The sequence below is a fragment of the Sphingomonas morindae genome, from assembly GCF_023822065.1.
In the GTDB taxonomy this organism is placed as follows: Bacteria; Pseudomonadota; Alphaproteobacteria; order Sphingomonadales; family Sphingomonadaceae; genus Solisphingomonas; species Solisphingomonas morindae.
Genome location: NZ_CP084930.1, coordinates 2,221,467 through 2,242,261 on the forward strand (window position 1 = coordinate 2,221,467; position 20,795 = coordinate 2,242,261).

Sequence of the window (20,795 nt, forward strand, 5' to 3'; positions counted from 1 at the left end):
AGACAGGAAGGCTTACGCTCCATGCCGATCGAACTCAAAATGCCGGCCTTGTCCCCGACGATGGAAGAAGGGACGCTGGCTAAGTGGCTGGTCAAGGAGGGCGATACCGTCGCCTCCGGAGACATACTGGCCGAGATCGAGACCGACAAGGCGACGATGGAGTTCGAGGCGGTGGACGAGGGCACGATCGCCCAGATCCTCGTGCCCGAGGGCACGGACGGGGTGAAGGTGGGTGCCGCCATCGCCATTCTCGCGGCCGAGGGCGAGGATGCCGCCGCCGCCAAGCAGGCGCGCCCGGCGGCCGCGGCCTCCGCGCCCGCCGCGGCCGCCGGCCAGGCACTGCCGCCCGAGGAGAAGGGCTATGGCGCCTCGCCCGTGGAGGATGCGCCCGTCATCGCCAAGGCCGAGGCCGCCGCTCCCGCTCCGGCGCGCGCTGAGGGCCGGGTGAAGGCGAGCCCGCTCGCCCGCCGCCTCGCCGAGCAGCAGGGGATCGACCTGGCCTCGCTCAGCGGCTCCGGTCCGAACGGGCGCATCGTGAAGGCCGATCTCGCCAAGGGCGGCACGGCCACCGCCCCGGCGGCCGCCGCCGCGTCGCAGCCGGCCGCCGCCGCCTCGGCCCCGGCCGCCGCGCCCGCGCCGAGCCCGGCCGTCATCCCCGACGTGCCGCACGAGATCGCCAAGCTCAGCAACATGCGCAAGACGATCGCGCGCCGCCTGACCGAGAGCAAGCAGCAGGTCCCGCATATCTATCTCACGGTGGATATCCGGCTCGACGCGCTGCTTGCGCTGCGCGGCGATCTCAATGCCGGGCTGGCCGCGCGCGGCGTCAAGCTGTCGGTCAACGACATGCTGATCAAGGCGCTGGCCGTGGCGCTGATCGAGGTGCCGGCGTGCAACGTGATGCTGGCGGGCGATCAGTTGGTCAGCTTCAAGCGGGCCGATATCTCGGTGGCGGTGTCGATCCCCAACGGGCTGATCACGCCGGTGGTGACGGGCGCCGACACCAAGAGCCTCTCGGCCATCGCCACCGAGGTCAAGGATCTCGCCGGCCGCGCGCGCGAGGGCAAGCTGAAGCCGGAGGAATATGCCGGCGGCACCGCCAGCCTGTCCAATATGGGCATGTATGGCATCAAGCAGTTCGAGGCGGTTATCAACCCGCCGCAGGCGATGATCATGGCGATCGGCGCGGGCGAGAAGCGCCCCTATGTGGTGGATGACGCGCTCGGCGTCGCCACCGTCATGTCGGCGACCGGCAGCTTCGACCATCGCGCGATCGACGGCGCCGACGGCGCCCAACTGATGGCGGCGTTCAAGCGGCTGGTCGAGAACCCGCTCGCGATGCTGGCCTGAGGCGACGCGCGTGCTGCATCCCGAGGAGCTGCCGCCGCCGGGCCTGCCGGCGGTCCGCGTCATCGCCATGCCGGCCGATACCAATCCCTATGGGGACATATTCGGCGGCTGGCTGATGAGCATGATGGATTCGGCGGCGGGTTCGGTCGCGTCGCGGCACAGCCATGGCCGCGCCGTCACCATCGCGGTGGAGGGCATGACCTTCCACCGCCCGGTGGTGGTGGGCGACGAGGTGTCCGTCTATGCGCGGCTGGTGCGGGTGGGGCGGACCTCGATGACGATCGACGTCGAGAGCTGGCGCCGCGCCCGCCACGATGACCGCAGCTACAAGGTCACCGAGGCCAAATTCACCTTCGTCGCGATCGGCGAGGATCGGCAGCCGCGCCGGGTGCCGCCGCTGCCGGACGAGACTGTCGCGGCCGCCTGACGGGCGGCGCGGCGCCTATTACCTATGCGGCGGCGCGGGCCGGCGGCGAATTGTCCGGCCGCGCGGATCGGCCGGAAACCAGTGGAAGGGTTGAGATGGCGGATACCTACGATCTCATCGTGCTCGGCTCGGGGCCGGGCGGCTATGTCGCGGCGATCCGCGCGGCGCAGCTCGGGCTGAAGGTGGCCATTGTCGAGCGCGAGAGCCTGGGCGGCATCTGCCTCAATTGGGGCTGCATTCCGACCAAGGCGCTGCTGCGGACGTCCGAGATCTACCATTATATGACCCACGCCTCGGCCTATGGGCTGACGGTGGAGAAGCCGGGCTTTGATCTGCCGGCCGTGGTGAAGCGCTCGCGCGGCGTTGCCGGCCAGCTCAACGCCGGCGTCAAGGGCTTGATGAAGAAGAACAAGATCACGGTGGTCGAAGGCTTCGGCACGCTCACCGGCAAGGGCGGCCTGCGCGTCGAGAAGGACGGCAAGACCACCGATCTTTCCGCCAAGAACATCATCGTCGCCACCGGCGCGCGGGCGCGCGAGCTGCCCTTCGCCAAGGCCGATGGCGAGCGGATCTGGACCTATCGCCACGCCATGACGCCCAAGACGATGCCGACCAAGCTGCTGGTGATCGGTTCGGGCGCGATCGGAGTCGAATTCGCCAGCTTCTATTCGGATCTCGGCGCCGAGGTGACGATCGTCGAGATGCTCGACCGGATCCTGCCGGTGGAGGATCATGAAGTCTCCGAATTCATGGCCAAGGCGCTCACCAAGCAGGGCATGCGCATCCTCTCCAAGGCCGGCGTGGAAAGCCTCGCGGCGACCGGATCGGGCGTGACCGCGAAGATCAAGCTGGCCGACGGCACGATCGAGGAAGGCAGTTACAGCCACGCCATCGTCGCGGTCGGGATCGTGCCCAACACCGAGGCGATCGGGCTGGAGGCGCTCGGCGTGAAGACGACGCGCGGCCATATCGACACCGACGCGATGGGCCGCACCAATGTGCCGGGGCTCTGGGCGATCGGCGATGTCACCGCGCCGCCGTGGCTGGCGCACAAGGCGAGCCATGAGGGCGTGATCGCGGCCGAGGCGATCGCCGGCAAGCATCCGCATGCCATGGACAAGCGCAACATCCCCGGCTGCACCTATTCGCGTCCGCAGGTCGCCTCGGTCGGGCTCACCGAAGCCCGCGCCAAGGAGGAGGGCTATAGCGTGAAGGTGGGCAAATTCCCCTTCATCGGCAACGGCAAGGCCATTGCGCTGGGCGAGGCGGAAGGCTTCATCAAGACGGTGTTCGACGCCAAGACCGGCGAGCTGCTCGGCGCGCACATGGTGGGCGCCGAAGTGACCGAGCTGATCGAGGGCTATACCGTGGCCAAGCAGCTGGAGACGACCGAGGCCGAGCTGATGGAGACGGTCTTCCCCCATCCGACGCTGAGCGAGATGATGCACGAGAGCGTGCTCAGCGCCTATGGCCGGGCGCTGCATTTCTAGCGCCGGCTTTCCCCCATCCGCACCAACGAAGGTGAATGCGCGGCGGGAATCGGTCCCCCATCCGGAACGGGTCCGGTCCTTCCGCGTTGCACCATGCCTGCGGACCTACGACACAGGAGACTAGAATGCGTAAGACCTTTACGATCCTTGCCGCGTCCGCGCTGGTGCTCGGCGCCGCCGCGTGCAGCAAGAGCGAGAACAGCGCCAACACCTCGGCCGGCGACAATATGCTCGTCCCGGCCGACGACAATGCGATGTCGGGCGACATGAACGCCACCGCCGACTCGAACATGGCCGGCGACAACAGCATGGCGATGGACAACGCCGCCGGTGGCGACAACATGATGAGCAACAGCTCGAACGCGCAGTGAGCCCCGTGCGCCGGCCGATCGCTCCGCAAGGACGCCGGCCGGCGCGCGGCGCCGCCGCCTGGCCCGCCACGCGATGAGCGGCGCCGAGCGGGCGGCGCCCCCGGCCGAAGGCGAGAGCCGCCTCGTCCTCTTCGCGGCGTTGGCCGCCAATCTCGGCATCGCCGTCGCCAAATTCGTCGCCGCTGCGCTGACCGGCTCCTCGGCGATGCTGACCGAGGGATTCCACTCGGTCGTCGACAGCCTCAATCAGATGCTGCTGCTCTGGGGACAGCGCCAGTCCGCGCGCCCGGCCGACGAGCAGCATCCCGCCGGCTATGGCCGCGAGCTCTATTTCTGGAGCTTCGTCGTCGCCATCCTGATCTTCGCGACCGGTGCCGGCCTCTCCGTCTATGAAGGCGTGGCGCATCTGCGCGCCCCCGAGCCGCCGCAGGACGCGACCGTCGCCTATATCGTGCTCGCCATTTCCGCCGCGCTGGAAGGCGCCAGCTGGTTCACCGCCGTGCGCGCCTTTGGCCGCGCAAAGGGCGGGCAGGGCTGGTGGCAGGCCATCCGACGCTCCAAGGATCCGCCCAATTTCATCGTGCTGTTCGAGGATAGCGCGGCCTTGCTGGGGCTGCTCATCGCCGGCGCCGGCATCTTTCTCAGCCACGCGCTCAACGATGCGCGCTGGGATGGCATCGCCTCGATCGCGATCGGCGTGGTGCTGGGGCTGGTCGCCATCGTGCTCGCCCGCGAATCCAAGGGGCTGCTGATCGGCGAGCGCGCCTCCCCCCAACTGATCGCGGCGATTCGCGCGGACATAGCGCGGCGTGCCGGCGTCACCTCGGTGGGCGATGTGCTGACGGTGCATATCGGCCCGCGATCGGTGTTCGTCGCGGCCAATGTCGATTTCGACGATGCGGTGCCGGTCGGCCGGATCGAGGCGCTGATCGCGGAGGTGGAGGCGGACCTGCGCCGCGACTGGCCGCAGATCGGCTCGCTCTACATCAAGCCGGTGGCGGCGGGCGGCCGCGCCGGCTGAGCCGCGCCGGCGACGACGCCGGGCTTGTTGACCGCGCGCCCCGGCCTCGGTATAGGGCCGCTCGCCTGCGGGACATGGACCGCCGGCGCGCTTGAACATTGCCGACGCTTGGGAAGGCTCGGGCGGGTCTGTAGCGACCGCCGAGCCTTGTTGCATTTTCGCGACCCCGCTCAGGGAATGGTCCGGGCTTGGCAAAGTAACCACTTGAAAGGTGAAGGCTTCAATGCCGACGATCAACCAGTTGGTCCGCAAGGGCCGCGAACCGCAGAAGGCCAAGAGCAAGGTCCCTGCGATGGAGCAGAACCCGCAGAAGCGCGGCGTCTGCACCCGCGTCTACACCACGACTCCGAAGAAGCCGAACTCGGCGCTTCGCAAGGTGGCCAAGGTGCGTCTCACCAACGCCCGCGAGGTCATCAGCTACATCCCCGGCGAGGGGCACAATCTCCAGGAGCACTCGGTGGTGCTGATCCGCGGCGGCCGCGTGCGCGATCTGCCCGGCGTGCGCTACCATGTGCTGCGCGGCGTGCTCGACACGCAGGGCGTCAAGGATCGCCGCCAGTCGCGGTCCAAGTACGGCGCCAAGCGGCCCAAGTAAGCTCCTGATCGGAAGGTAGACCCAATGTCCCGTCGTCGTCGCCCCGAGAAGCGCGAAATCCTGCCGGACCCGAAGTTCGGTGATGTCGTGCTCTCCAAGTTCATGAACTCGGTCATGCTGGACGGTAAGAAGTCCGTGGCCGAGAACATCATCTATTCCGCGCTGGACACGATCGAGGCGCGCGCCAAGCGCGACCCGCTCCAGGTGTTCCACGATGCGCTCAACAATGTCCGTCCGGGCATCGAGGTCCGGTCGCGCCGCGTCGGCGGCGCCACCTATCAGGTGCCGGTCGAGGTGCGCCCCGAGCGCGCCCAGGCGCTGGCGATCCGCTGGGTGATCTCGGCCGCGCGCGGCCGTTCCGAGCACACCATGGACGCGCGCCTTTCGGCCGAGCTGATGGACGCCGCCAACAATCGCGGCAACGCCGTGAAGAAGCGCGAGGACACGCACCGCATGGCGGAGGCGAACCGCGCCTTCTCGCATTACCGCTGGTAATGCCTATATGGGGTTGAACGCCTTCGGGCGCTCAACCCCATTCTCTTTGGTACAAAGCCCGCCGCGCCGCGCGGCATCGGAGTGAACGATCATGGCCCGCAGCCATCCGCTCGAGAAGTATCGCAATATCGGCATCATGGCGCACATCGATGCCGGCAAGACGACGACGACCGAGCGCATCCTCTATTACACCGGCAAGTCCTACAAGATCGGCGAGGTCCATGAGGGGACCGCGACGATGGACTGGATGGAGCAGGAGCAGGAGCGCGGGATCACGATCACCAGCGCCGCCACCACCTGCTTCTGGGACGATCACCGCATCAACATCATCGACACGCCCGGCCACGTGGACTTCACCATCGAGGTGGAGCGCTCGCTGCGCGTGCTCGACGGCGCGGTCGCCTGTTTCGACGGCGTGGCGGGCGTGGAGCCCCAGTCCGAGACGGTGTGGCGCCAGGCGGAGAAGTACAAGGTTCCGCGCATGTGCTTCGTCAACAAGCTTGACCGCACCGGCGCCAATTTCGAGCGCTGCGTGGAGATGATCAAGGATCGTCTCGGCGCGCGTCCGCTCGTCCTGTATCTCCCGATCGGCATCGAGGGCGGCTTCAAGGGCCTGGTCGATCTGGTCGAGAACCGCGCGATCATCTGGCTCGAGGAGAGCCTGGGCGCGAAGTTCGAATATCAGCCGATCCCCGACGATCTGAAGGACGCGGCCGAGGCCGCGCGCCTGGAGCTGATCGAGGCCGCGGTCGAGCAGGACGACGCCGCGATGGAGGCCTTTTTCGAGGGCACCGAGCCTTCGCCCCAGGAGCTGAAGCGTCTGATCCGCAAGGGCACGCTCAACTTCTCCTTCGTCCCCGTGCTCTGCGGCTCGGCCTTCAAGAACAAGGGCGTGCAGCCGCTGCTCGACGCCGTTGTCGATTATCTGCCGAGCCCGCTGGACATCCCGCCCGTCGAGGGCGTGAAGATGGACGGCGAGACCAAGGACACGCGCCCGGCGGACGATTCCGCGCCGATGGCCGCGCTCGCCTTCAAGATCATGAACGATCCGTTCGTCGGCTCGCTCACCTTCGCGCGCATCTACTCGGGCAAGCTCGAGAAGGGCACGGTCCAGAACACGGTGAAGGACAAGAAGGAAAAGATCGGCCGCATGCTCCTCATGCACGCCAATTCGCGTGAGGACATCGAGGAGGCCTATGCCGGCGACATCGTCGCCCTGGCCGGCCTGAAGGACACCACGACGGGCGACACGCTCTGCTCGCCTTCGGCGCCGATCATCCTCGAGCGGATGGAATTCCCCGAGCCCGTGATCGAGCTTTCGGTGGAGCCCAAGACCAAGGCGGACCAGGAGCGGATGGGCATCGCGCTCAACCGCCTCGCCGCCGAGGATCCCTCGTTCCGCGTCTCGACCGATCATGAATCGGGCCAGACGATCATCAAGGGCATGGGCGAGCTTCATCTCGAGATCCTGGTCGACCGCATGAAGCGGGAGTTCAAGGTCGAGGCCAATGTCGGCGCGCCGCAGGTCGCCTATCGCGAATATCTCGCGAAGAAGGTGGACGTGGACTATACCCACAAGAAGCAGTCGGGCGGCTCGGGCCAGTTCGGCCGCGTGAAGGTGACGGTGGTCCCCGGCGAGCGCGGCTCGGGCTTCCAGTTCTTCGACGAGGTCAAGGGCGGCAATATTCCGCGCGAATATATCCCCTCGGTCGAGAAGGGCTTCCGTGAGACCGCCGAGACCGGCTCGCTGATCGGCTTCCCGATCATCGATTTCGAGGTCCACCTGACCGACGGCGCCTATCACGACGTCGACTCGTCGGCGCTGGCCTTCGAGATCTGCGCCCGCGGCGCGATGCGCGAAGTGGCGCAGAAGTCGGGCATCAAGCTGCTCGAGCCGATCATGAAGGTCGAGGTCGTGACGCCGGAGGATTATCTCGGCGACGTGATCGGCGACATGAATTCGCGGCGTGGCCAGATCCAGGGCACCGACAGCCGGGGCAATGCCCAGGTCGTCGAGGCGATGGTTCCGCTGGCCAACATGTTCGGGTACGTCAACCAGCTCCGCTCCTTCACTCAGGGGCGCGCGCAGTACTCGATGATCTTCTCGCACTACGACGAGGTTCCCTCGAACGTGGCGGAAGAGGTCAAGGCGAAGCTGGCGTAAGGTCAAAACATTGGGTATGGGGCACGCCGCCTTTGGCGGCCGAGTCCCGCCGACGGATTGAGAGAAGGTAGGGAATAATGGCCAAAGCGAAGTTCGAGCGGAACAAGCCGCACTGCAACATCGGCACCATCGGTCACGTCGATCACGGCAAGACGTCGCTCACCGCGGCGATCACCAAGGTTCTGGCCGAGACCGGCGGCGCGACGTTCGTGGACTACGCCAATATCGACAAGGCGCCCGAGGAGCGTGAGCGCGGCATCACCATCTCGACCGCGCACGTCGAGTATGAGACCGCCGAGCGTCACTATGCGCACGTCGATTGCCCCGGCCACGCCGACTATGTGAAGAACATGATCACCGGCGCGGCGCAGATGGACGGCGCGATCCTCGTCGTGTCCGCCACCGACGGCCCGATGCCGCAGACCAAGGAGCACATCCTGCTCGCCAAGCAGGTCGGCGTGCCCACCATGGTCGTGTTCATGAACAAGGTCGACCAGGTCGACGACGAAGAGATCCTGGAGCTCGTCGAGCTGGAGATCCGCGAGGAGCTGTCCAAGCGCGATTTCGACGGTGACAATATCCCGATCATCAAGGGTTCGGCGCTGGCCGCGCTCGAGGGCACCAACGACAAGATCGGCAAGGAAGCCATCCTGCAGCTGATGCGCGCCGTCGACGAGTTCATCCCGCAGCCGGAGCGTCCGCTCGACAAGCCGTTCCTGATGCCGATCGAGGACGTGTTCTCGATCTCGGGTCGCGGCACCGTCGTCACCGGCCGTGTCGAGACCGGCACCGTGAAGGTGGGCGAGGAAGTCGAGATCGTCGGCATCTCCGACACCCGCAAGACCACGGTCACCGGCGTCGAGATGTTCCGCAAGCTGCTCGACTCGGGCCAGGCGGGCGACAATATCGGCGCGCTGCTGCGCGGCGTCGGCCGTGAAGAGGTGGAGCGTGGCCAGGTGCTCGCGAAGCCGGGTTCGATCACCCCGCACACCGAGTTCACCTCGGAAGTGTACGTCCTGTCGAAGGACGAGGGTGGCCGTCACACGCCGTTCTTCGCCAACTACCGTCCGCAGTTCTACTTCCGCACGACCGACGTGACGGGCGAAGTGACGCTGCCGGAAGGCACCGAGATGGTCATGCCGGGCGACAACGTCACCCTCGGCGTGAAGCTGATCGCGCCGATCGCCATGGATCCGGGCCTGCGCTTCGCCATTCGCGAAGGCGGCCGTACCGTGGGCGCCGGCATCGTCGGCACCATCACCAAGTAATCTGCTCAAGGGCCGCCCGGCTTCCTCCTGGAGGCCGGGCGGCCTTCTCTTTGCCCCGTGTACGCCCGGAAACGGGCAGGGGTTGGCTCTTTCGCATCGGTGGGAATCATGGACACGCAGAATATTCGTATTCGTCTCAAGGGCTTCGATCATCGGGTCCTCGACCAGGCGACCGGCGAGATCGCCGACACCGCCCGCCGCACCGGCGCGCTCATCCGTGGTCCGATTCCGCTGCCGACGCACATCGACAAGTTCACGGTCAACCGTGGCCCGCACATCGACAAGAAGTCGCGCGAGCAGTTCGAGGTGCGCACCTACAAGCGCCTCCTGGATATCGTGCAGCCCACCCCGCAGACGGTCGACGCGCTGATGAAGCTCGATCTCGCGGCGGGTGTTGCGGTCGAGATCAAACTGGCCTAAAGGGCCTGCACCGCGCGGGACGACTCGTCTCGCGCGTATTCGTTTCCCGCCGCGGCGATTCGTCGCCGCCCGGTCGAGACGGAGAAAGCTAGGGATACCGAACGGCGTATCTCCCCGGTTCTGCCGGGCATGCCGTTGTCCTGGTCCCCGCCTTTCGGCACCGGCGCCTGGCGCTTATGGCCGAGAACCGAGCCCGGGGCGGGGGCATGGCGGAATTGGGCTGGAGGTCTGCGGCGACGCAGGCCTTTTTCGTTGGCACGCTCCCCGGATCGGGGAGCCTCTGTGTGAGGAGTGGATCATGCGCACCGGCGTGATCGCGAAGAAGATGGGGATGACCCGGCTGTTCCAGGAGGATGGGCGCCACGTGCCCGTCACCGTGCTGCAGCTCGAGGGGCTTCAGGTTATCTCCCGCCGCGAGGCGGACCGTGACGGCTATACCGCCGTCCAGCTTGGCGCGGGTACGGCCAAGGCGAAGAATCTGAGCAAGCCCGAGCGCGGCCATTTCGGCAAGGCCGAGGTGGAGCCCAAGGCGGTGGTCGCGGAGTTCCGCGTCTCCGAGGAGAATCTCCTCGATGTCGGCGCCGAGATCTCGGCCGATCACTATGTGCCGGGCCAGCTGGTCGACATCCAGGGCCGCACCCAAGGCAAGGGCTTTGCCGGCGCCATGAAGCGCTGGGGCTTCGGCGGTCTGCGCGCCACCCACGGCGTGTCCGTCAGCCACCGTTCGCATGGTTCGACCGGTAACCGTCAGGATCCGGGCCGCGTCTTCAAGAACAAGAAGATGGCCGGCCATATGGGCGACCGGAACCGGACCCAGCAGAATCTCGAGATCGTCCGCACCGACGCGGAGCGCGGCCTGCTGTTCGTGAAGGGCTCGGTGCCCGGCTCGAAGGGTGGCTGGCTGTTCGTGAAGGATGCGGTGAAGGTGAAGATGCCCGAGGGCGTGCCCTTCCCGGCCGGTCTGCTCGATCGCAAGGCGGCCAATGCCGAGCAGCCGGCGGCCGTCGAGGCGCCTGCTGCCGACACCACGCCGGGCCAGGAGGGCTGAGCGCCATGAAGTTCGAAGTGAAAACGCTCGCCGCCGGCGCCGCCGGTGAGATCGAGCTCAACGATGCGGTGTTCGGCCTCGAGCCGCGTGCCGACATCCTCCACCGGGTGGTCACCTGGCAGCTCGAGAAGCGCCGCGGCACCGCGCGCGGCACCCGCGAGCGCGCCGATGTCGCGCGGTCGGGCAAGAAGCTGGGTCGTCAGAAGGGCGGCGGCACCGCCCGTCACGGCGATCGCCGCGCCCCCGTGTTCATCGGCGGCGGCAAGGCGCACGGCGCCCGCGTTCGCGACTTCAACCCGTCGCTGAACAAGAAGGTGCGCGCGCTCGGCCTCAAGATGGCGCTGAGCGCCAAGGCGAAGGACGGCGGCCTCATCATCATCGACACGCTCGATGTCGATGGCGGCAAGACCAAGGCGCTGGCGAACCAGTTCGCCGCGCTCGGCATCGCCTCCAAGGCGCTGGTGATCGATGGCGAGGCGCTGAACCTGAGCTTCGCGCATGCCTCGTCGAACCTGAAGGGTGTCAACCTCCTGCCGGCGATCGGCGCGAATGTGTACGACATCCTGAACCATGACACGCTCGTGCTGACGCGCGCCGCTGTCGAGAAGCTGGAGGCGCGCTTCCATGGCTAAGAAGCAGGAGCAGGGCCCGATCGATCCGCGTCACTATGACGTGATCGTCGGCCCGCACATCACCGAGAAGGCGACGCTGGTCTCGGAGCATAACGCGGTCGTCTTCAAGGTGGCGAAGGACGCCACCAAGCCGGCGATCAAGGCGGCGGTGGAAGCGCTGTTCAACGTCCAGGTTCTGGGCGTGAACACGCTGACGCAGAAGGGCAAGACCAAGCGCTGGAAGGGCGCGCCCTATCGCCGCACGGACGTGAAGAAGGCGATTGTGACGCTGGCCCAGGGCCAGTCGATCGACGTCACGACGGGGATCTGACGCCATGGCGCTCAAGCATTATAATCCCACTTCGCCGGCGCGCCGCGGCCTGATCCTGGTCGACCGTTCCGCGCTGTGGAAGGGCAAGCCGGTCAAGTCGCTGGTCGAGGGCCTGCGCAAGTCGGGCGGCCGCAACAACCAGGGCCACGCCACCGCGCGCGGCATCGCGGGCGGCCACAAGCAGAAGTACCGCTATGTCGACTTCAAGCGTCGCAAGTGGGATCAGCCGGCCACGGTGGAGCGGATCGAATATGATCCCAATCGTTCGGCCTTCATCGCGCTGGTGAAGTATGAGGATGGCGAGCTCGCCTATATCCTCGCGCCGCAGCGCCTTGCCGCGGGCGACGTCGTCGTCTCGGGCAAGAAGACCGACGTGAAGCCGGGCAATGCGATGGAGATCGGCCAGGCGCCGGTCGGCACGATCGTCCACAATGTCGAGCTGAAGCCCGGCAAGGGTGGCCAGATCGCGCGCGCCGCCGGCACCTATGTGCAGGTGGTGGGCCGCGATCGCGGCATGGTGATCGTGCGCCTCAATTCGGGCGAGCAGCGCTTCGTGCGGGCCGATTGCATGGCGACCGTGGGCGCGGTGTCGAACCCCGACAACGCCAACACCAACCTCGCCAAGGCCGGCCGCAACCGCTGGCTGGGCTATCGTCCGCTCACCCGCGGCGTCGCCAAGAACCCCGTCGACCACCCGCATGGCGGTGGTGAGGGCCGGACCTCGGGCGGCCGTCATCCGGTCACGCCGTGGGGCAAGCCGACCAAGGGTGCCAAGACCCGGCACAACAAGGCGACGGACAAGATGATCATCCGCAGCCGCCACGCGAAGAAGAAGAGGTAAGCGATGGCTCGTTCCGTCTGGAAAGGTCCGTTCGTGGACCTCAGCCTGCTCCGCAAGGCGCAGACCGCGCAGGAGACTAGCGCGCGCGCGCCGATCAAGACCTGGTCGCGCCGCTCGACGATCCTGCCGGACTTCGTCGGCCTGACCTTCAACGTCTACAACGGCCGCAAGTTCGTGCCGGTGTCGGTGAATGAGGAAATGGTGGGCCACAAGCTGGGCGAGTTCGCGCCGACGCGCTACTTCCCCGGCCACGCCGCCGACAAGAAGGGCAAGCGCTGATGTCCAAGCCCGCATCCCCCCGCAAGGTCGGTGACAAGGAGGCGCTCGCCGTCGCCACCGCCGTCCGTGGTTCGCCCTATAAGCTCAATCTTGTCGCGGGCCTGATCCGCAACAAGAAGGCCGGCGACGCGCTCAACATCCTCGCCTTCTCGAACAAGGCGATGGCGGTTGACGTGCGCAAGTGCCTGGCTTCCGCGATCGCCAACGCCGAGAACAACCATAATCTCGACGTCGACGCGCTCGTGGTGAAGGAAGCTTCGGTCGGCAAGGGCCTTGTCATGAAGCGCTTCGCCACCCGCGCCCGCGGCCGCAGCGCCCGCATCATCAAGCCGTTCTCGCGGCTGCGCATCGTCGTCCGCGAGCAGGAGGCCGAATAATGGGTCATAAGTCCAATCCGATCGGCATGCGCCTCCAGATCAACCGGACCTGGGACAGCCGCTGGTATGCCGACGGCGCCGATTATGGCCGCATGCTGCTGGAGGATCTCCGCATCCGCCAGTACATCTTCAAGTCGCTGCCGCAGGCCGCGATCTCGAAGGTGGTGATCGAGCGTCCGGCGAAGCTGTGCCGCATCTCCGTCTATGCCGCGCGCCCCGGCGTGATCATCGGCAAGAAGGGCGCGGACATCGAGAAGCTGCGTCGCACGCTCGGCAAGATGACCGCGGCCGATGTGAGCCTGAACATCGTCGAGATCCGCAAGCCGGAGATCGACTCCAAGCTCGTCGCCCAGTCGGTGGCCGATCAGCTCGAGCGTCGCGTCGCCTTCCGCCGCGCGATGAAGCGCGCGGTGCAGTCGGCGCTGCGGCTCGGCGCCGAGGGCATCCGCATCACCTGCGCCGGCCGTCTGGGCGGCGCGGAGATCGCGCGCACCGAATGGTATCGCGAGGGCCGGGTGCCGCTGCACACGCTCCGCGCGAATATCGACTATGCCGAGGCCGAGGCGCACACCGCCTATGGCGTGTGCGGTATCAAGGTCTGGATCTTCAAGGGTGAGATCCTGGGCCACGATCCGCTCGCGCAGGACCGGCTGATGATGGAAGCTCAGACGTCCGGAGTTCGGCCGGCGCGCTGAGGGGTGAATAACCCCCAGCTTGCCTGATCGACCGTCGTCACGGTGTCAGAAGGTAAGTAAGACATGCTGCAACCGAAGCGCACCAAGTTCCGCAAGGCCCATAAGGGCCGCATCCACGGCGATGCCAAGGGCGGAACCACGCTGAACCAGGGCGCCTATGGCCTGAAGGCCATGGAGCCCGAGCGGATCACCGCCCGCCAGATCGAGGCGGCGCGCCGCGCGATCACGCGCCACATCAAGCGCCAGGGCCGCCTGCACATCCGCATCTTCCCGGATGTGCCGGTTTCGTCCAAGCCCGCCGAAGTCCGCATGGGCTCGGGCAAGGGCGCGCCCGAATATTGGGTCGCCCGGGTGAAGCCCGGCCGGATCATCTTCGAGCTCGAAGGGGTCGCCGGCCCGCTCGCCGCCGAGGCGTTCAGCCGCGCGGCCGAGAAGCTGCCGATCAAGACCAAGGTCGTCGCCCGTCTCGGCGACACCAGCCATCTCGGCGGGGAGGCCTGAGGCACCATGGCGAAGTATGACGACATCAAGACGGCTTCGGACGATCAGCTCACCACCCAGCTGGGCGAGCTGAAGCGCGAGGCTTTCAATCTGCGCTTCCAGGCGGCGACCGGCCAGCTCGAGAAGCCCGCCCGCGTGAAGGAGGTCCGCCGGACCATCGCGCGCATCAAGACCGCCCAGGCGCAGCGCGCCCGGGCCGCGAAGTAAGGAGGAGCAGCCATGCCGAAGCGCGTGCTGACCGGAACGGTGGTCTCCGACAAGACCGACAAGACCGTGGTCGTCTCCGTGGAGCGTCGTGTGAAGCACGAACTCTATGGCAAGATCATCAAGCGGTCGAAGAAGTATCACGCTCACGACGAGAACAACGAGTATCGCACCGGCGAGACCGTTCGGATCGAGGAGTGTGCGCCGATCTCGAAGCTGAAGACCTGGAAGGCGATTGAGCGCGTTGGCGCCCAGCTCGTCGCGCCGGTCCCCAGCGATAACGCCTGAGCCGGAGGGACTGACTAATGATTCAGATGCAGTCCAACCTGGACGTGGCCGATAACTCGGGCGCCAAGCGCGTCCAGTGCATCAAGGTGCTCGGCGGCTCCAAGCGTCGGTTCGCGACGGTCGGCGACATCATCGTCGTGTCGATCAAGGAAGCCGCTCCGCGCGGCAAGGTGAAGAAGGGCGACGTGCATCGCGCGGTCATCGTGCGCACCGCCAAGGACATTCACCGTCCGGACGGCTCGACGATCCGCTTCGACGGCAACGCCGCCGTCCTCGTCAACAAGAACGAGGAGCCGATCGGCACCCGTATCTTCGGCCCGGTGGTGCGCGAGCTCCGTGCCAAGAACCACATGAAGATCATTTCGCTCGCGCCCGAGGTGCTGTGAGATGAGTGCGCTGAAGATCAAGAAGGGCGACCGCGTCGTCGTCCTGTCCGGCAAGGACAAGGGCAAGACCGGTGAGGTGACCAAGGCTCTCCCCAAGGAGAGCAAGGTGATCGTCGCCGGCGTGAACGTCGCGACCCGCCATCGCAAGCCGACCCAGGCCAATCCGCAGGGTGGCCTGGAGCGCGTCGAGGCGCCGCTCCATGTCTCCAAGGTCGCGATCGCGACCAAGGACGGCAAGCCGAGCCGCGTGCGTTTCGAGACGCAGGACGGCAAGAAGGTCCGCGTGGCCGTCAAGACCGGGGAGAAGATCGATGGCTGAGTATAAGCCTCGTCTCCAGAAGCTGTACGAGGACACGGTCGCCGAGGCGATGACGGCCAAGTTCGGCTACAAGAACAAGATGGAAGTGCCGAAGATCGAGAAGATCGTGCTCAACATGGGTGTCGGCGACGCCACCCAGGACAAGAAGCGCGTCGATCAGGCGGCCGCCGAGATGGAGCTGATCGCCGGCCAGAAGCCGGTGGTCACCAAGGCGAAGAAGTCGATCGCGCAGTTCAAGCTGCGCGAGGGCATGCCGATTGGCTGCAAGGTGACCCTGCGTCGCGAGCGGATGTACGAGTTTCTCGACCGCTTCGTGACCATCGCGCTGCCGCGCGTCCGCGACTTCCGGGGGCTCAACCCCAAGTCGTTCGATGGCCGGGGCAATTATGCGACTGGTCTCAAGGAGCAGCTGATCTTCCCGGAGATCAGCTACGACAAGGTCGACCGCGTGCGGGGCATGGACGTGATCATCACGACCACCGCCAAGACCGATGATGAGGCCCGCGAGCTGCTGCGTCTGTTCGGTTTCCCCTTCCCCCAGGAAGGTGGCACCGAGCAGAAGCAGGCGGCGTAACGGATAGGAAGAACTTAAGTCATGGCGAAACTGAGTTCGATCAACAAGAACGAGCGTCGCAAGCAGCTCGTTAAGAAGTATGCGGCGAAGTACGCGAAGCTGAAGGCGATCGCGAACGACCAGAGCCTGGATGAGGGTGAGCGGCTGATCGCGCGCCTTCGCCTGGCCGAGGTGCCGCGCAATGGTAACCCGACCCGGGTGCGCAACCGCTGCGAGCTGACGGGCCGCCCGCGTGCCTATCACCGCAAGTTCCGCCTCGCGCGCGTCATGCTGCGCGATCTGGCGAACAAGGGGATGATCCCCGGCGTGGTCAAGTCGAGCTGGTAAGGGCAGACAAATGGCGATCAACGATCCCGTGGGCGATCTGCTCACCCGCATCCGCAACGGCCAGCGCGCGCGCAAGGATTCCGTGCTCACGCCGGCGTCCAAGCTGCGTGCCCGTGTGCTCGACGTGCTCCAGCGCGAGGGCTATATCCGCGGCTACACCGAGGAGACTCTGAACGAGCATCCCGGCATCCGCATCGAGCTGAAATATTTCGAGGGCCAGCCGGCGATCCAGCATCTGGCGCGCGTCTCGAAGCCGGGTCGGCGCGTGTATAGCGGTTCCAAGGAGCTGCCGCGCGTCCGCAACGGGCTTGGCATCACCATCGTCTCGACGCCGAAGGGCGTTCTCTCCGACGCGGAAGCGCGCGAGCAGAATGTCGGCGGCGAGGTTCTCGCGGAGGTCTTCTGATGAGCCGCATCGGTAAGAAGCCGGTCCCCGTGCCGGCCGGCGTCACCGCCACCATCGCGGACGGTGCGCTGACCATGAAGGGCCCCAAGGGCGCGCTTGCGATCAAGCTCGCCGACGAGGTGACCTATTCGGTCGAAGAGGGCGCCGTTTCGGTCCAGCCCGCCAACGACACCAAGCGCGCGCGCTCCTTCTGGGGCATGCAGCGCACCCTGGTGCAGAATCTCGTGGTCGGCGTGACCGAGGGCTTCACCAAGACGCTGCAGATCACCGGCGTCGGCTACCGCGCCGCGGTTCAGGGCAAGAACCTGAAGCTGCAGCTCGGCTACAGCCATGACGTGGATTTCGCGATCCCCGAGGGCATCACCATCGTGACGCCCGATCCGGTGACCGTGAACATCAGCGGGATCGACAAGCAGAAGGTCGGCCAGGTCGCCGCCGAGATCCGCCGCTGGCGCAAGCCGGAGCCCTATAAGGGCAAGGGCATCAAGTATGCGGGCGAGTTCATCTTCCGCAAGGAAGGCAAGAAGAAGTAAGATGGCCAAGCAGCTCTCCCTCTTCGCCAAGCGGCGCCAGCGCGTCCGCACCGCCCTCCGCGCCAAGGCGGGTGGCCGTCCGCGTCTGTCGATCCACCGCTCGGGGCGTCACATCTACGCCCAGGTGATCGACGACAGCGCCGGCCGGACCGTCGCCTCGGCCTCGACGATCGACAAGGACGTCAAGGGCCAGGGCTCGGGCGCCGGGATCAAGGCCGCCGCCGAGGTGGGCAAGCGCGTCGCCGAGCGCGCCAAGGCCGCCGGCATCTCCACGGTCGTGTTCGATCGTGGCGGCTTCCTCTTCCATGGGCGCGTCAAGGCGCTCGCCGATGCCGCCCGTGAGGGCGGTCTGGAGTTCTGATGATGGCTGACGAAACGCAGACCGAAGCGCCCGTCGAGGCGACCGCTGCGCCGGAAGGTGCGCGCGAGGCCCGTGGCCCGCGCGGCGGCCGCGGCCGTGGTGGCGGCGACCGGGGCGGCCGTGGCCGCGATGGTCGCGGCCGTCGCGACGATCGCCGCAACCAGGAAGAGGGCGGCGAGGAATTCGTCGAGAAGCTCGTCCACATCAACCGCGTCTCGAAGACGGTGAAGGGCGGCAAGCGCTTCGGCTTCGCGGCGCTGGTCGTGGTCGGCGACGCCAAGGGCCGGGTCGGCTTCGGCCATGGCAAGGCGCGCGAGGTGCCCGAGGCCATCTCCAAGGCGACCGCCTCGGCCAAGAAGGCGATGATCCGCGTGCCGCTCAAGGAAGGGCGCACGCTGCACCATGACGGCGCGGGCCATTTCGGCGCGGGCCAGGTCTATGTGCGGTCGGCGCCGCAGGGCACCGGCATCATCGCCGGCGGTCCGATGCGCGCCATCTTCGAGTCGCTCGGCGTCCACGACGTGGTCACCAAGTCGACCGGCACGCAGAACCCGTACAACATGATCCGCGCCACCTTCGAGGCGCTCAAGGATCAGACCAGCCCCAAGTCGGTCGCGGCGCGCCGCGGCAAGAAGATTGCGGACCTGCTCGGCCGCGGCGGTTCGCACACCGCCGAGGCGGATGCCGCCGCCATCGTGGAGTGACGATCATGGCGACCATCAAGGTGACGCAGACCGGATCGCCGATCCGGCGGACCCAGGATCAGCGTGCGACGCTGATCGGCCTGGGCCTGAACAAGATGCACCGGAGCCGCGAGCTCGAGGACACCCCCGAGGTGCGCGGCATGATCCGCAAGGTGCAGCATATGGTGACGGTGAGCGAGGCCTGAGCCTCGCCATCGGCGGCGCCGCCTCGCGGGTGGCGCGGCCTTGCGGCGGCGGCGCCTGGCCGGTTCCAAATCCGCTTTGCAGCGGAGGCGGGATGGGCTAAGGGCCGCCGCTCCCATTTTATCGACGGGGCGGCCGGGCCGCCCATGCGCGACCATAGCGAAAGCGAGTGCAAGACATGAAGCTGAACGACATCCGCGACAATCAGGGTGCCCGCAAGTCCCGCGTCCGCGTGGGCCGGGGCATCGGCTCGGGCCTGGGCAAGACCGCCGGCCGCGGCCAGAAGGGCCAGAAGAGCCGCGAGGGCGTCTCGATCAAGGGCTTCGAGGGCGGTCAGATGCCGCTCCACATGCGGCTGCCGAAGCGCGGCTTCAACAATATCTTCGCCAAGGATTATGCCGAGGTGAATCTCGGCCAGATCCAGGCGCTGGTCGATGCCGGCACGCTGGCCACCGACGGCACCATCGATCATGCCGCGCTCAAGGCGGCGGGTGTCGCGCGCGGCGGCAAGGATGGCGTGCGCCTGCTCGGCAAGGGCGCGATCACGGCGGCGGTGCGCTTCCGCGTGGCGGGCGCATCGGCCTCGGCCAAGGCGGCGGTGGAAGCCGCCGGCGGCGCGGTGGAGGTGATCGAGGTGGTTCCGGCCGCCGAGAAGGCCGCCGCCAAGAAGAACAGCGTGCGCGACGCCAAGAAGGCCGCCCGCGCCTGATCGGCGCCGGCCGCCGGGCTTTGGCGATCGGGGCTTAGACAAGCCGGACGATCGCTACTATGAGGCGGCGGGCGCGACCTTGCGTCCCGCCGTCTTTCCGTTTCGGGGACTCTGAACTTCATGGCAACCGCCGCCAACCAGATGGCCGCCGGCCTCAGCCTTTCCAAATTCGCCCAGGCGGGCGATCTGAAGAAGCGGCTGTGGTTCACCGTGGGCGCGCTGATCATCTTCCGCCTGCTCAGCTTCGTGCCGCTGCCCGGCATCGATCCCCGCGCGCTCAACTCGCTGTTCCAGCGGACCAATGGCGGCGTGCTGGACTTTTTCAACACCTTCTCCGGCGGCTCGCTGCACCGCATGAGCCTGATCGCGCTCGGCGTGATGCCCTACATCACCGCCTCGATCGTGGTGCAGCTCTCGACCTCGCTTTCGCCCCAGCTTGAGGCGATCAAGAAGGAAGGCGAGAGCGGGCGGAAGAAGCTCAATCAATATACTCGCTATCTCACCGTGCTGCTCACCGCCGTGCAGGGCTATTTCATCGCTGTCGGCCTTGAGGGCTGGGGCGCGTCCAACGGCGTGTCGGCGGTGGTCGAGCCGGGCATGATCTTCCGCATCTCCACCGTCATCTCGCTGATCGGCGGCACCATGTTCCTGATGTGGCTGGGCGAGCAGATCACCAGCCGCGGCATCGGCAACGGCGTCTCGCTCATCATCATGGCCGGCATCGTCAGCCAGTTCCCGACCGTGATCAGCAATTTGCTGGAAAGCGGCCGGACCGGCGCCATCTCGCCGCTGGTGATCGCGCTGGCGCTGGGCGGCTCCTTCGCGCTGATCGCCTTCATCTGCTTCATGGAGCGCGCGGTCCGCAAGGTGCTGATCCAATATCCCAAGCGCCAGACGGCGCGGGGCATGATGCAGGGCGACAAGAGCTATCTGCCGCTCAAGATCAACACCTCGGGCGTGATCCCGCCGATCTTCGCCTCCTCGCTGCTGCTGATGCCGCTCACCATCGCCCAGTTCGCGGGCAATCGGGTGCAGGGGCAGGGCTGGTGGTCGGATGCGCTGATCACCATGACGACCTCGCTCCAGCGCGGCGCGCCGCTCTACATGGCGCTCTACGCCGTCGGCATCATCTTCTTCTGCTTCTTCTACACGGCCGTGGTGTTCAACCCGGAGGAGACTGCGGACAATCTGAAGCGCTATGGCGGCTTCATCCCCGGCATCCGCCCGGGCAAGGCGACCGGCGACTATCTCGATTATGTGCTCACCCGCATCACCGTGATCGGCGCCGCCTATCTGACGGTGATCTGCCTGCTGCCCGAATTCGCCGAAAAGGCGGTGAGCCTGCCGACCATGGCGCTCGGCGGCACCAGCCTGCTGATCGTGGTTAATGTCACCATGGACACGGTGACGCAGATCCAGAGCCATCTGCTCGCCCATCAATATGGCGATCTGATCAAGAAGGCGAAGCTGAGGGGCCGCGTGCGCTGAGGCGCACGCCGGAATAGCAGGGAGGGGAC

General features: G+C 66.8%; 31 protein-coding genes. All 31 read left to right on the plus strand.

Going from position 1 to position 20,795, the window contains the following annotated elements:
• The first annotated feature begins 21 nt into the window (after nucleotides 1–21).
• The 31 genes from LHA26_RS10925 to secY all read left to right on the plus strand — a co-directional run bounded on the left by LHA26_RS10925 (nucleotide 22) and on the right by secY (nucleotide 20,766).
• Complete coding sequence (locus LHA26_RS10925; RefSeq protein ID WP_252165648.1) at nucleotides 22–1,350, plus strand: pyruvate dehydrogenase complex dihydrolipoamide acetyltransferase; 1,329 nt, start codon at nucleotides 22–24, stop codon at nucleotides 1,348–1,350.
• Between the two features lie 67 nt (nucleotides 1,351–1,417).
• The gene (locus LHA26_RS10930; protein ID WP_252168355.1) at nucleotides 1,418–1,777 is read left to right on the plus strand and encodes an acyl-CoA thioesterase; all 360 of its coding nucleotides are present in this window, start codon (nucleotides 1,418–1,420) and stop codon (nucleotides 1,775–1,777) included.
• A gap of 95 nt (nucleotides 1,778–1,872) precedes the next feature.
• Nucleotides 1,873–3,267 (plus strand): dihydrolipoyl dehydrogenase, encoded by a 1,395-nt coding sequence (gene lpdA, locus LHA26_RS10935; protein WP_252165649.1) that lies wholly within the window; start codon nucleotides 1,873–1,875, stop codon nucleotides 3,265–3,267.
• 125 nt (nucleotides 3,268–3,392) lie between these two features.
• The gene (locus LHA26_RS10940; protein ID WP_252165650.1) at nucleotides 3,393–3,638 is read left to right on the plus strand and encodes a hypothetical protein; all 246 of its coding nucleotides are present in this window, start codon (nucleotides 3,393–3,395) and stop codon (nucleotides 3,636–3,638) included.
• 73 nt (nucleotides 3,639–3,711) lie between these two features.
• Nucleotides 3,712–4,659 carry a cation diffusion facilitator family transporter gene (locus tag LHA26_RS10945; RefSeq protein ID WP_252165651.1) on the plus strand — a complete coding sequence of 316 codons (948 nt, stop codon included), beginning with the start codon at nucleotides 3,712–3,714 and terminating at the stop codon, nucleotides 4,657–4,659.
• Nucleotides 4,660–4,882: 223 nt separating this feature from the next.
• Nucleotides 4,883–5,254, plus strand: coding sequence for a 30S ribosomal protein S12 (gene rpsL / locus LHA26_RS10950; protein ID WP_252165652.1), 372 nt, complete (start codon nucleotides 4,883–4,885; stop codon nucleotides 5,252–5,254).
• A 24-nt stretch (nucleotides 5,255–5,278) separates the two neighbouring features.
• Nucleotides 5,279–5,749 (plus strand): 30S ribosomal protein S7, encoded by a 471-nt coding sequence (gene rpsG, locus LHA26_RS10955; RefSeq protein WP_252165653.1) that lies wholly within the window; start codon nucleotides 5,279–5,281, stop codon nucleotides 5,747–5,749.
• Nucleotides 5,750–5,840: 91 nt separating this feature from the next.
• Complete coding sequence (gene fusA / locus LHA26_RS10960; protein WP_252165654.1) at nucleotides 5,841–7,913, plus strand: elongation factor G; 2,073 nt, start codon at nucleotides 5,841–5,843, stop codon at nucleotides 7,911–7,913.
• A gap of 77 nt (nucleotides 7,914–7,990) precedes the next feature.
• The gene (gene tuf / locus LHA26_RS10965) at nucleotides 7,991–9,181 is read left to right on the plus strand and encodes an elongation factor Tu (protein WP_252165655.1); all 1,191 of its coding nucleotides are present in this window, start codon (nucleotides 7,991–7,993) and stop codon (nucleotides 9,179–9,181) included.
• 108 nt (nucleotides 9,182–9,289) lie between these two features.
• Complete coding sequence (rpsJ, locus tag LHA26_RS10970) at nucleotides 9,290–9,601, plus strand: 30S ribosomal protein S10 (RefSeq protein ID WP_252165656.1); 312 nt, start codon at nucleotides 9,290–9,292, stop codon at nucleotides 9,599–9,601.
• Nucleotides 9,602–9,899: 298 nt separating this feature from the next.
• Nucleotides 9,900–10,649, plus strand: coding sequence for a 50S ribosomal protein L3 (rplC, locus tag LHA26_RS10975; RefSeq protein ID WP_252165657.1), 750 nt, complete (start codon nucleotides 9,900–9,902; stop codon nucleotides 10,647–10,649).
• Nucleotides 10,650–10,654: 5 nt separating this feature from the next.
• Complete coding sequence (gene rplD / locus LHA26_RS10980; protein ID WP_252165658.1) at nucleotides 10,655–11,281, plus strand: 50S ribosomal protein L4; 627 nt, start codon at nucleotides 10,655–10,657, stop codon at nucleotides 11,279–11,281.
• Nucleotides 11,274–11,591, plus strand: a complete 318-nt coding sequence (locus tag LHA26_RS10985; RefSeq protein ID WP_252165659.1) for a 50S ribosomal protein L23 — start codon at nucleotides 11,274–11,276, stop codon at nucleotides 11,589–11,591. Before rplD ends, LHA26_RS10985 begins: the two co-directional genes overlap by 8 nt.
• A 4-nt stretch (nucleotides 11,592–11,595) precedes the next feature.
• On the plus strand, nucleotides 11,596–12,432 hold the full coding sequence (rplB, locus tag LHA26_RS10990) for a 50S ribosomal protein L2 (RefSeq protein ID WP_252165660.1): 837 nt from the start codon (nucleotides 11,596–11,598) through the stop codon (nucleotides 12,430–12,432).
• Nucleotides 12,433–12,435: 3 nt separating this feature from the next.
• The gene (gene rpsS / locus LHA26_RS10995; protein ID WP_252165661.1) at nucleotides 12,436–12,711 is read left to right on the plus strand and encodes a 30S ribosomal protein S19; all 276 of its coding nucleotides are present in this window, start codon (nucleotides 12,436–12,438) and stop codon (nucleotides 12,709–12,711) included.
• Entirely contained in the window at nucleotides 12,711–13,088 is a 378-nt protein-coding gene (rplV, locus tag LHA26_RS11000; RefSeq protein ID WP_252165662.1) for a 50S ribosomal protein L22, read from the plus strand. Before rpsS ends, rplV begins: the two co-directional genes overlap by 1 nt.
• Nucleotides 13,088–13,783, plus strand: a complete 696-nt coding sequence (rpsC, locus tag LHA26_RS11005; protein WP_252165663.1) for a 30S ribosomal protein S3 — start codon at nucleotides 13,088–13,090, stop codon at nucleotides 13,781–13,783. The genes rplV and rpsC overlap by 1 nt, the downstream gene beginning before the upstream one ends.
• 63 nt (nucleotides 13,784–13,846) lie before the next feature.
• Nucleotides 13,847–14,284: a 50S ribosomal protein L16 gene (gene rplP / locus LHA26_RS11010; protein WP_252165664.1), complete on the plus strand. Its 438-nt coding sequence runs from the start codon at nucleotides 13,847–13,849 to the stop codon at nucleotides 14,282–14,284.
• A gap of 6 nt (nucleotides 14,285–14,290) precedes the next feature.
• Nucleotides 14,291–14,491, plus strand: coding sequence for a 50S ribosomal protein L29 (gene rpmC, locus LHA26_RS11015; RefSeq protein WP_252165665.1), 201 nt, complete (start codon nucleotides 14,291–14,293; stop codon nucleotides 14,489–14,491).
• Between the two features lie 12 nt (nucleotides 14,492–14,503).
• Nucleotides 14,504–14,776, plus strand: a complete 273-nt coding sequence (gene rpsQ / locus LHA26_RS11020) for a 30S ribosomal protein S17 (RefSeq protein WP_252165666.1) — start codon at nucleotides 14,504–14,506, stop codon at nucleotides 14,774–14,776.
• Nucleotides 14,777–14,793: 17 nt separating this feature from the next.
• Nucleotides 14,794–15,162, plus strand: coding sequence for a 50S ribosomal protein L14 (gene rplN / locus LHA26_RS11025; RefSeq protein WP_076072653.1), 369 nt, complete (start codon nucleotides 14,794–14,796; stop codon nucleotides 15,160–15,162).
• A gap of 1 nt (nucleotide 15,163) precedes the next feature.
• A complete protein-coding gene (rplX, locus tag LHA26_RS11030) occupies nucleotides 15,164–15,481 on the plus strand; it encodes a 50S ribosomal protein L24 (RefSeq protein ID WP_252165667.1) in 318 nt (105 codons plus the stop codon).
• On the plus strand, nucleotides 15,474–16,055 hold the full coding sequence (gene rplE / locus LHA26_RS11035; protein WP_252165668.1) for a 50S ribosomal protein L5: 582 nt from the start codon (nucleotides 15,474–15,476) through the stop codon (nucleotides 16,053–16,055). Before rplX ends, rplE begins: the two co-directional genes overlap by 8 nt.
• Nucleotides 16,056–16,076: 21 nt before the next feature.
• On the plus strand, nucleotides 16,077–16,382 hold the full coding sequence (gene rpsN / locus LHA26_RS11040; RefSeq protein WP_252165669.1) for a 30S ribosomal protein S14: 306 nt from the start codon (nucleotides 16,077–16,079) through the stop codon (nucleotides 16,380–16,382).
• 10 nt (nucleotides 16,383–16,392) lie between these two features.
• Nucleotides 16,393–16,788, plus strand: a complete 396-nt coding sequence (gene rpsH / locus LHA26_RS11045; RefSeq protein ID WP_252165670.1) for a 30S ribosomal protein S8 — start codon at nucleotides 16,393–16,395, stop codon at nucleotides 16,786–16,788.
• Nucleotides 16,788–17,321 carry a 50S ribosomal protein L6 gene (gene rplF, locus LHA26_RS11050; RefSeq protein ID WP_252165671.1) on the plus strand — a complete coding sequence of 178 codons (534 nt, stop codon included), beginning with the start codon at nucleotides 16,788–16,790 and terminating at the stop codon, nucleotides 17,319–17,321. The genes rpsH and rplF overlap by 1 nt, the downstream gene beginning before the upstream one ends.
• 1 nt (nucleotide 17,322) lies before the next feature.
• Nucleotides 17,323–17,682 carry a 50S ribosomal protein L18 gene (rplR, locus tag LHA26_RS11055; RefSeq protein ID WP_252165672.1) on the plus strand — a complete coding sequence of 120 codons (360 nt, stop codon included), beginning with the start codon at nucleotides 17,323–17,325 and terminating at the stop codon, nucleotides 17,680–17,682.
• Between the two features lie 2 nt (nucleotides 17,683–17,684).
• Entirely contained in the window at nucleotides 17,685–18,386 is a 702-nt protein-coding gene (rpsE, locus tag LHA26_RS11060) for a 30S ribosomal protein S5 (protein ID WP_252168356.1), read from the plus strand.
• A 5-nt stretch (nucleotides 18,387–18,391) separates the two neighbouring features.
• Complete coding sequence (gene rpmD / locus LHA26_RS11065; RefSeq protein ID WP_252165673.1) at nucleotides 18,392–18,571, plus strand: 50S ribosomal protein L30; 180 nt, start codon at nucleotides 18,392–18,394, stop codon at nucleotides 18,569–18,571.
• Nucleotides 18,572–18,747: 176 nt separating this feature from the next.
• On the plus strand, nucleotides 18,748–19,278 hold the full coding sequence (gene rplO / locus LHA26_RS11070) for a 50S ribosomal protein L15 (RefSeq protein WP_252165674.1): 531 nt from the start codon (nucleotides 18,748–18,750) through the stop codon (nucleotides 19,276–19,278).
• A 120-nt stretch (nucleotides 19,279–19,398) separates the two neighbouring features.
• Entirely contained in the window at nucleotides 19,399–20,766 is a 1,368-nt protein-coding gene (gene secY / locus LHA26_RS11075) for a preprotein translocase subunit SecY (protein ID WP_252165675.1), read from the plus strand.
• Nucleotides 20,767–20,795 lie beyond the last annotated feature (29 nt).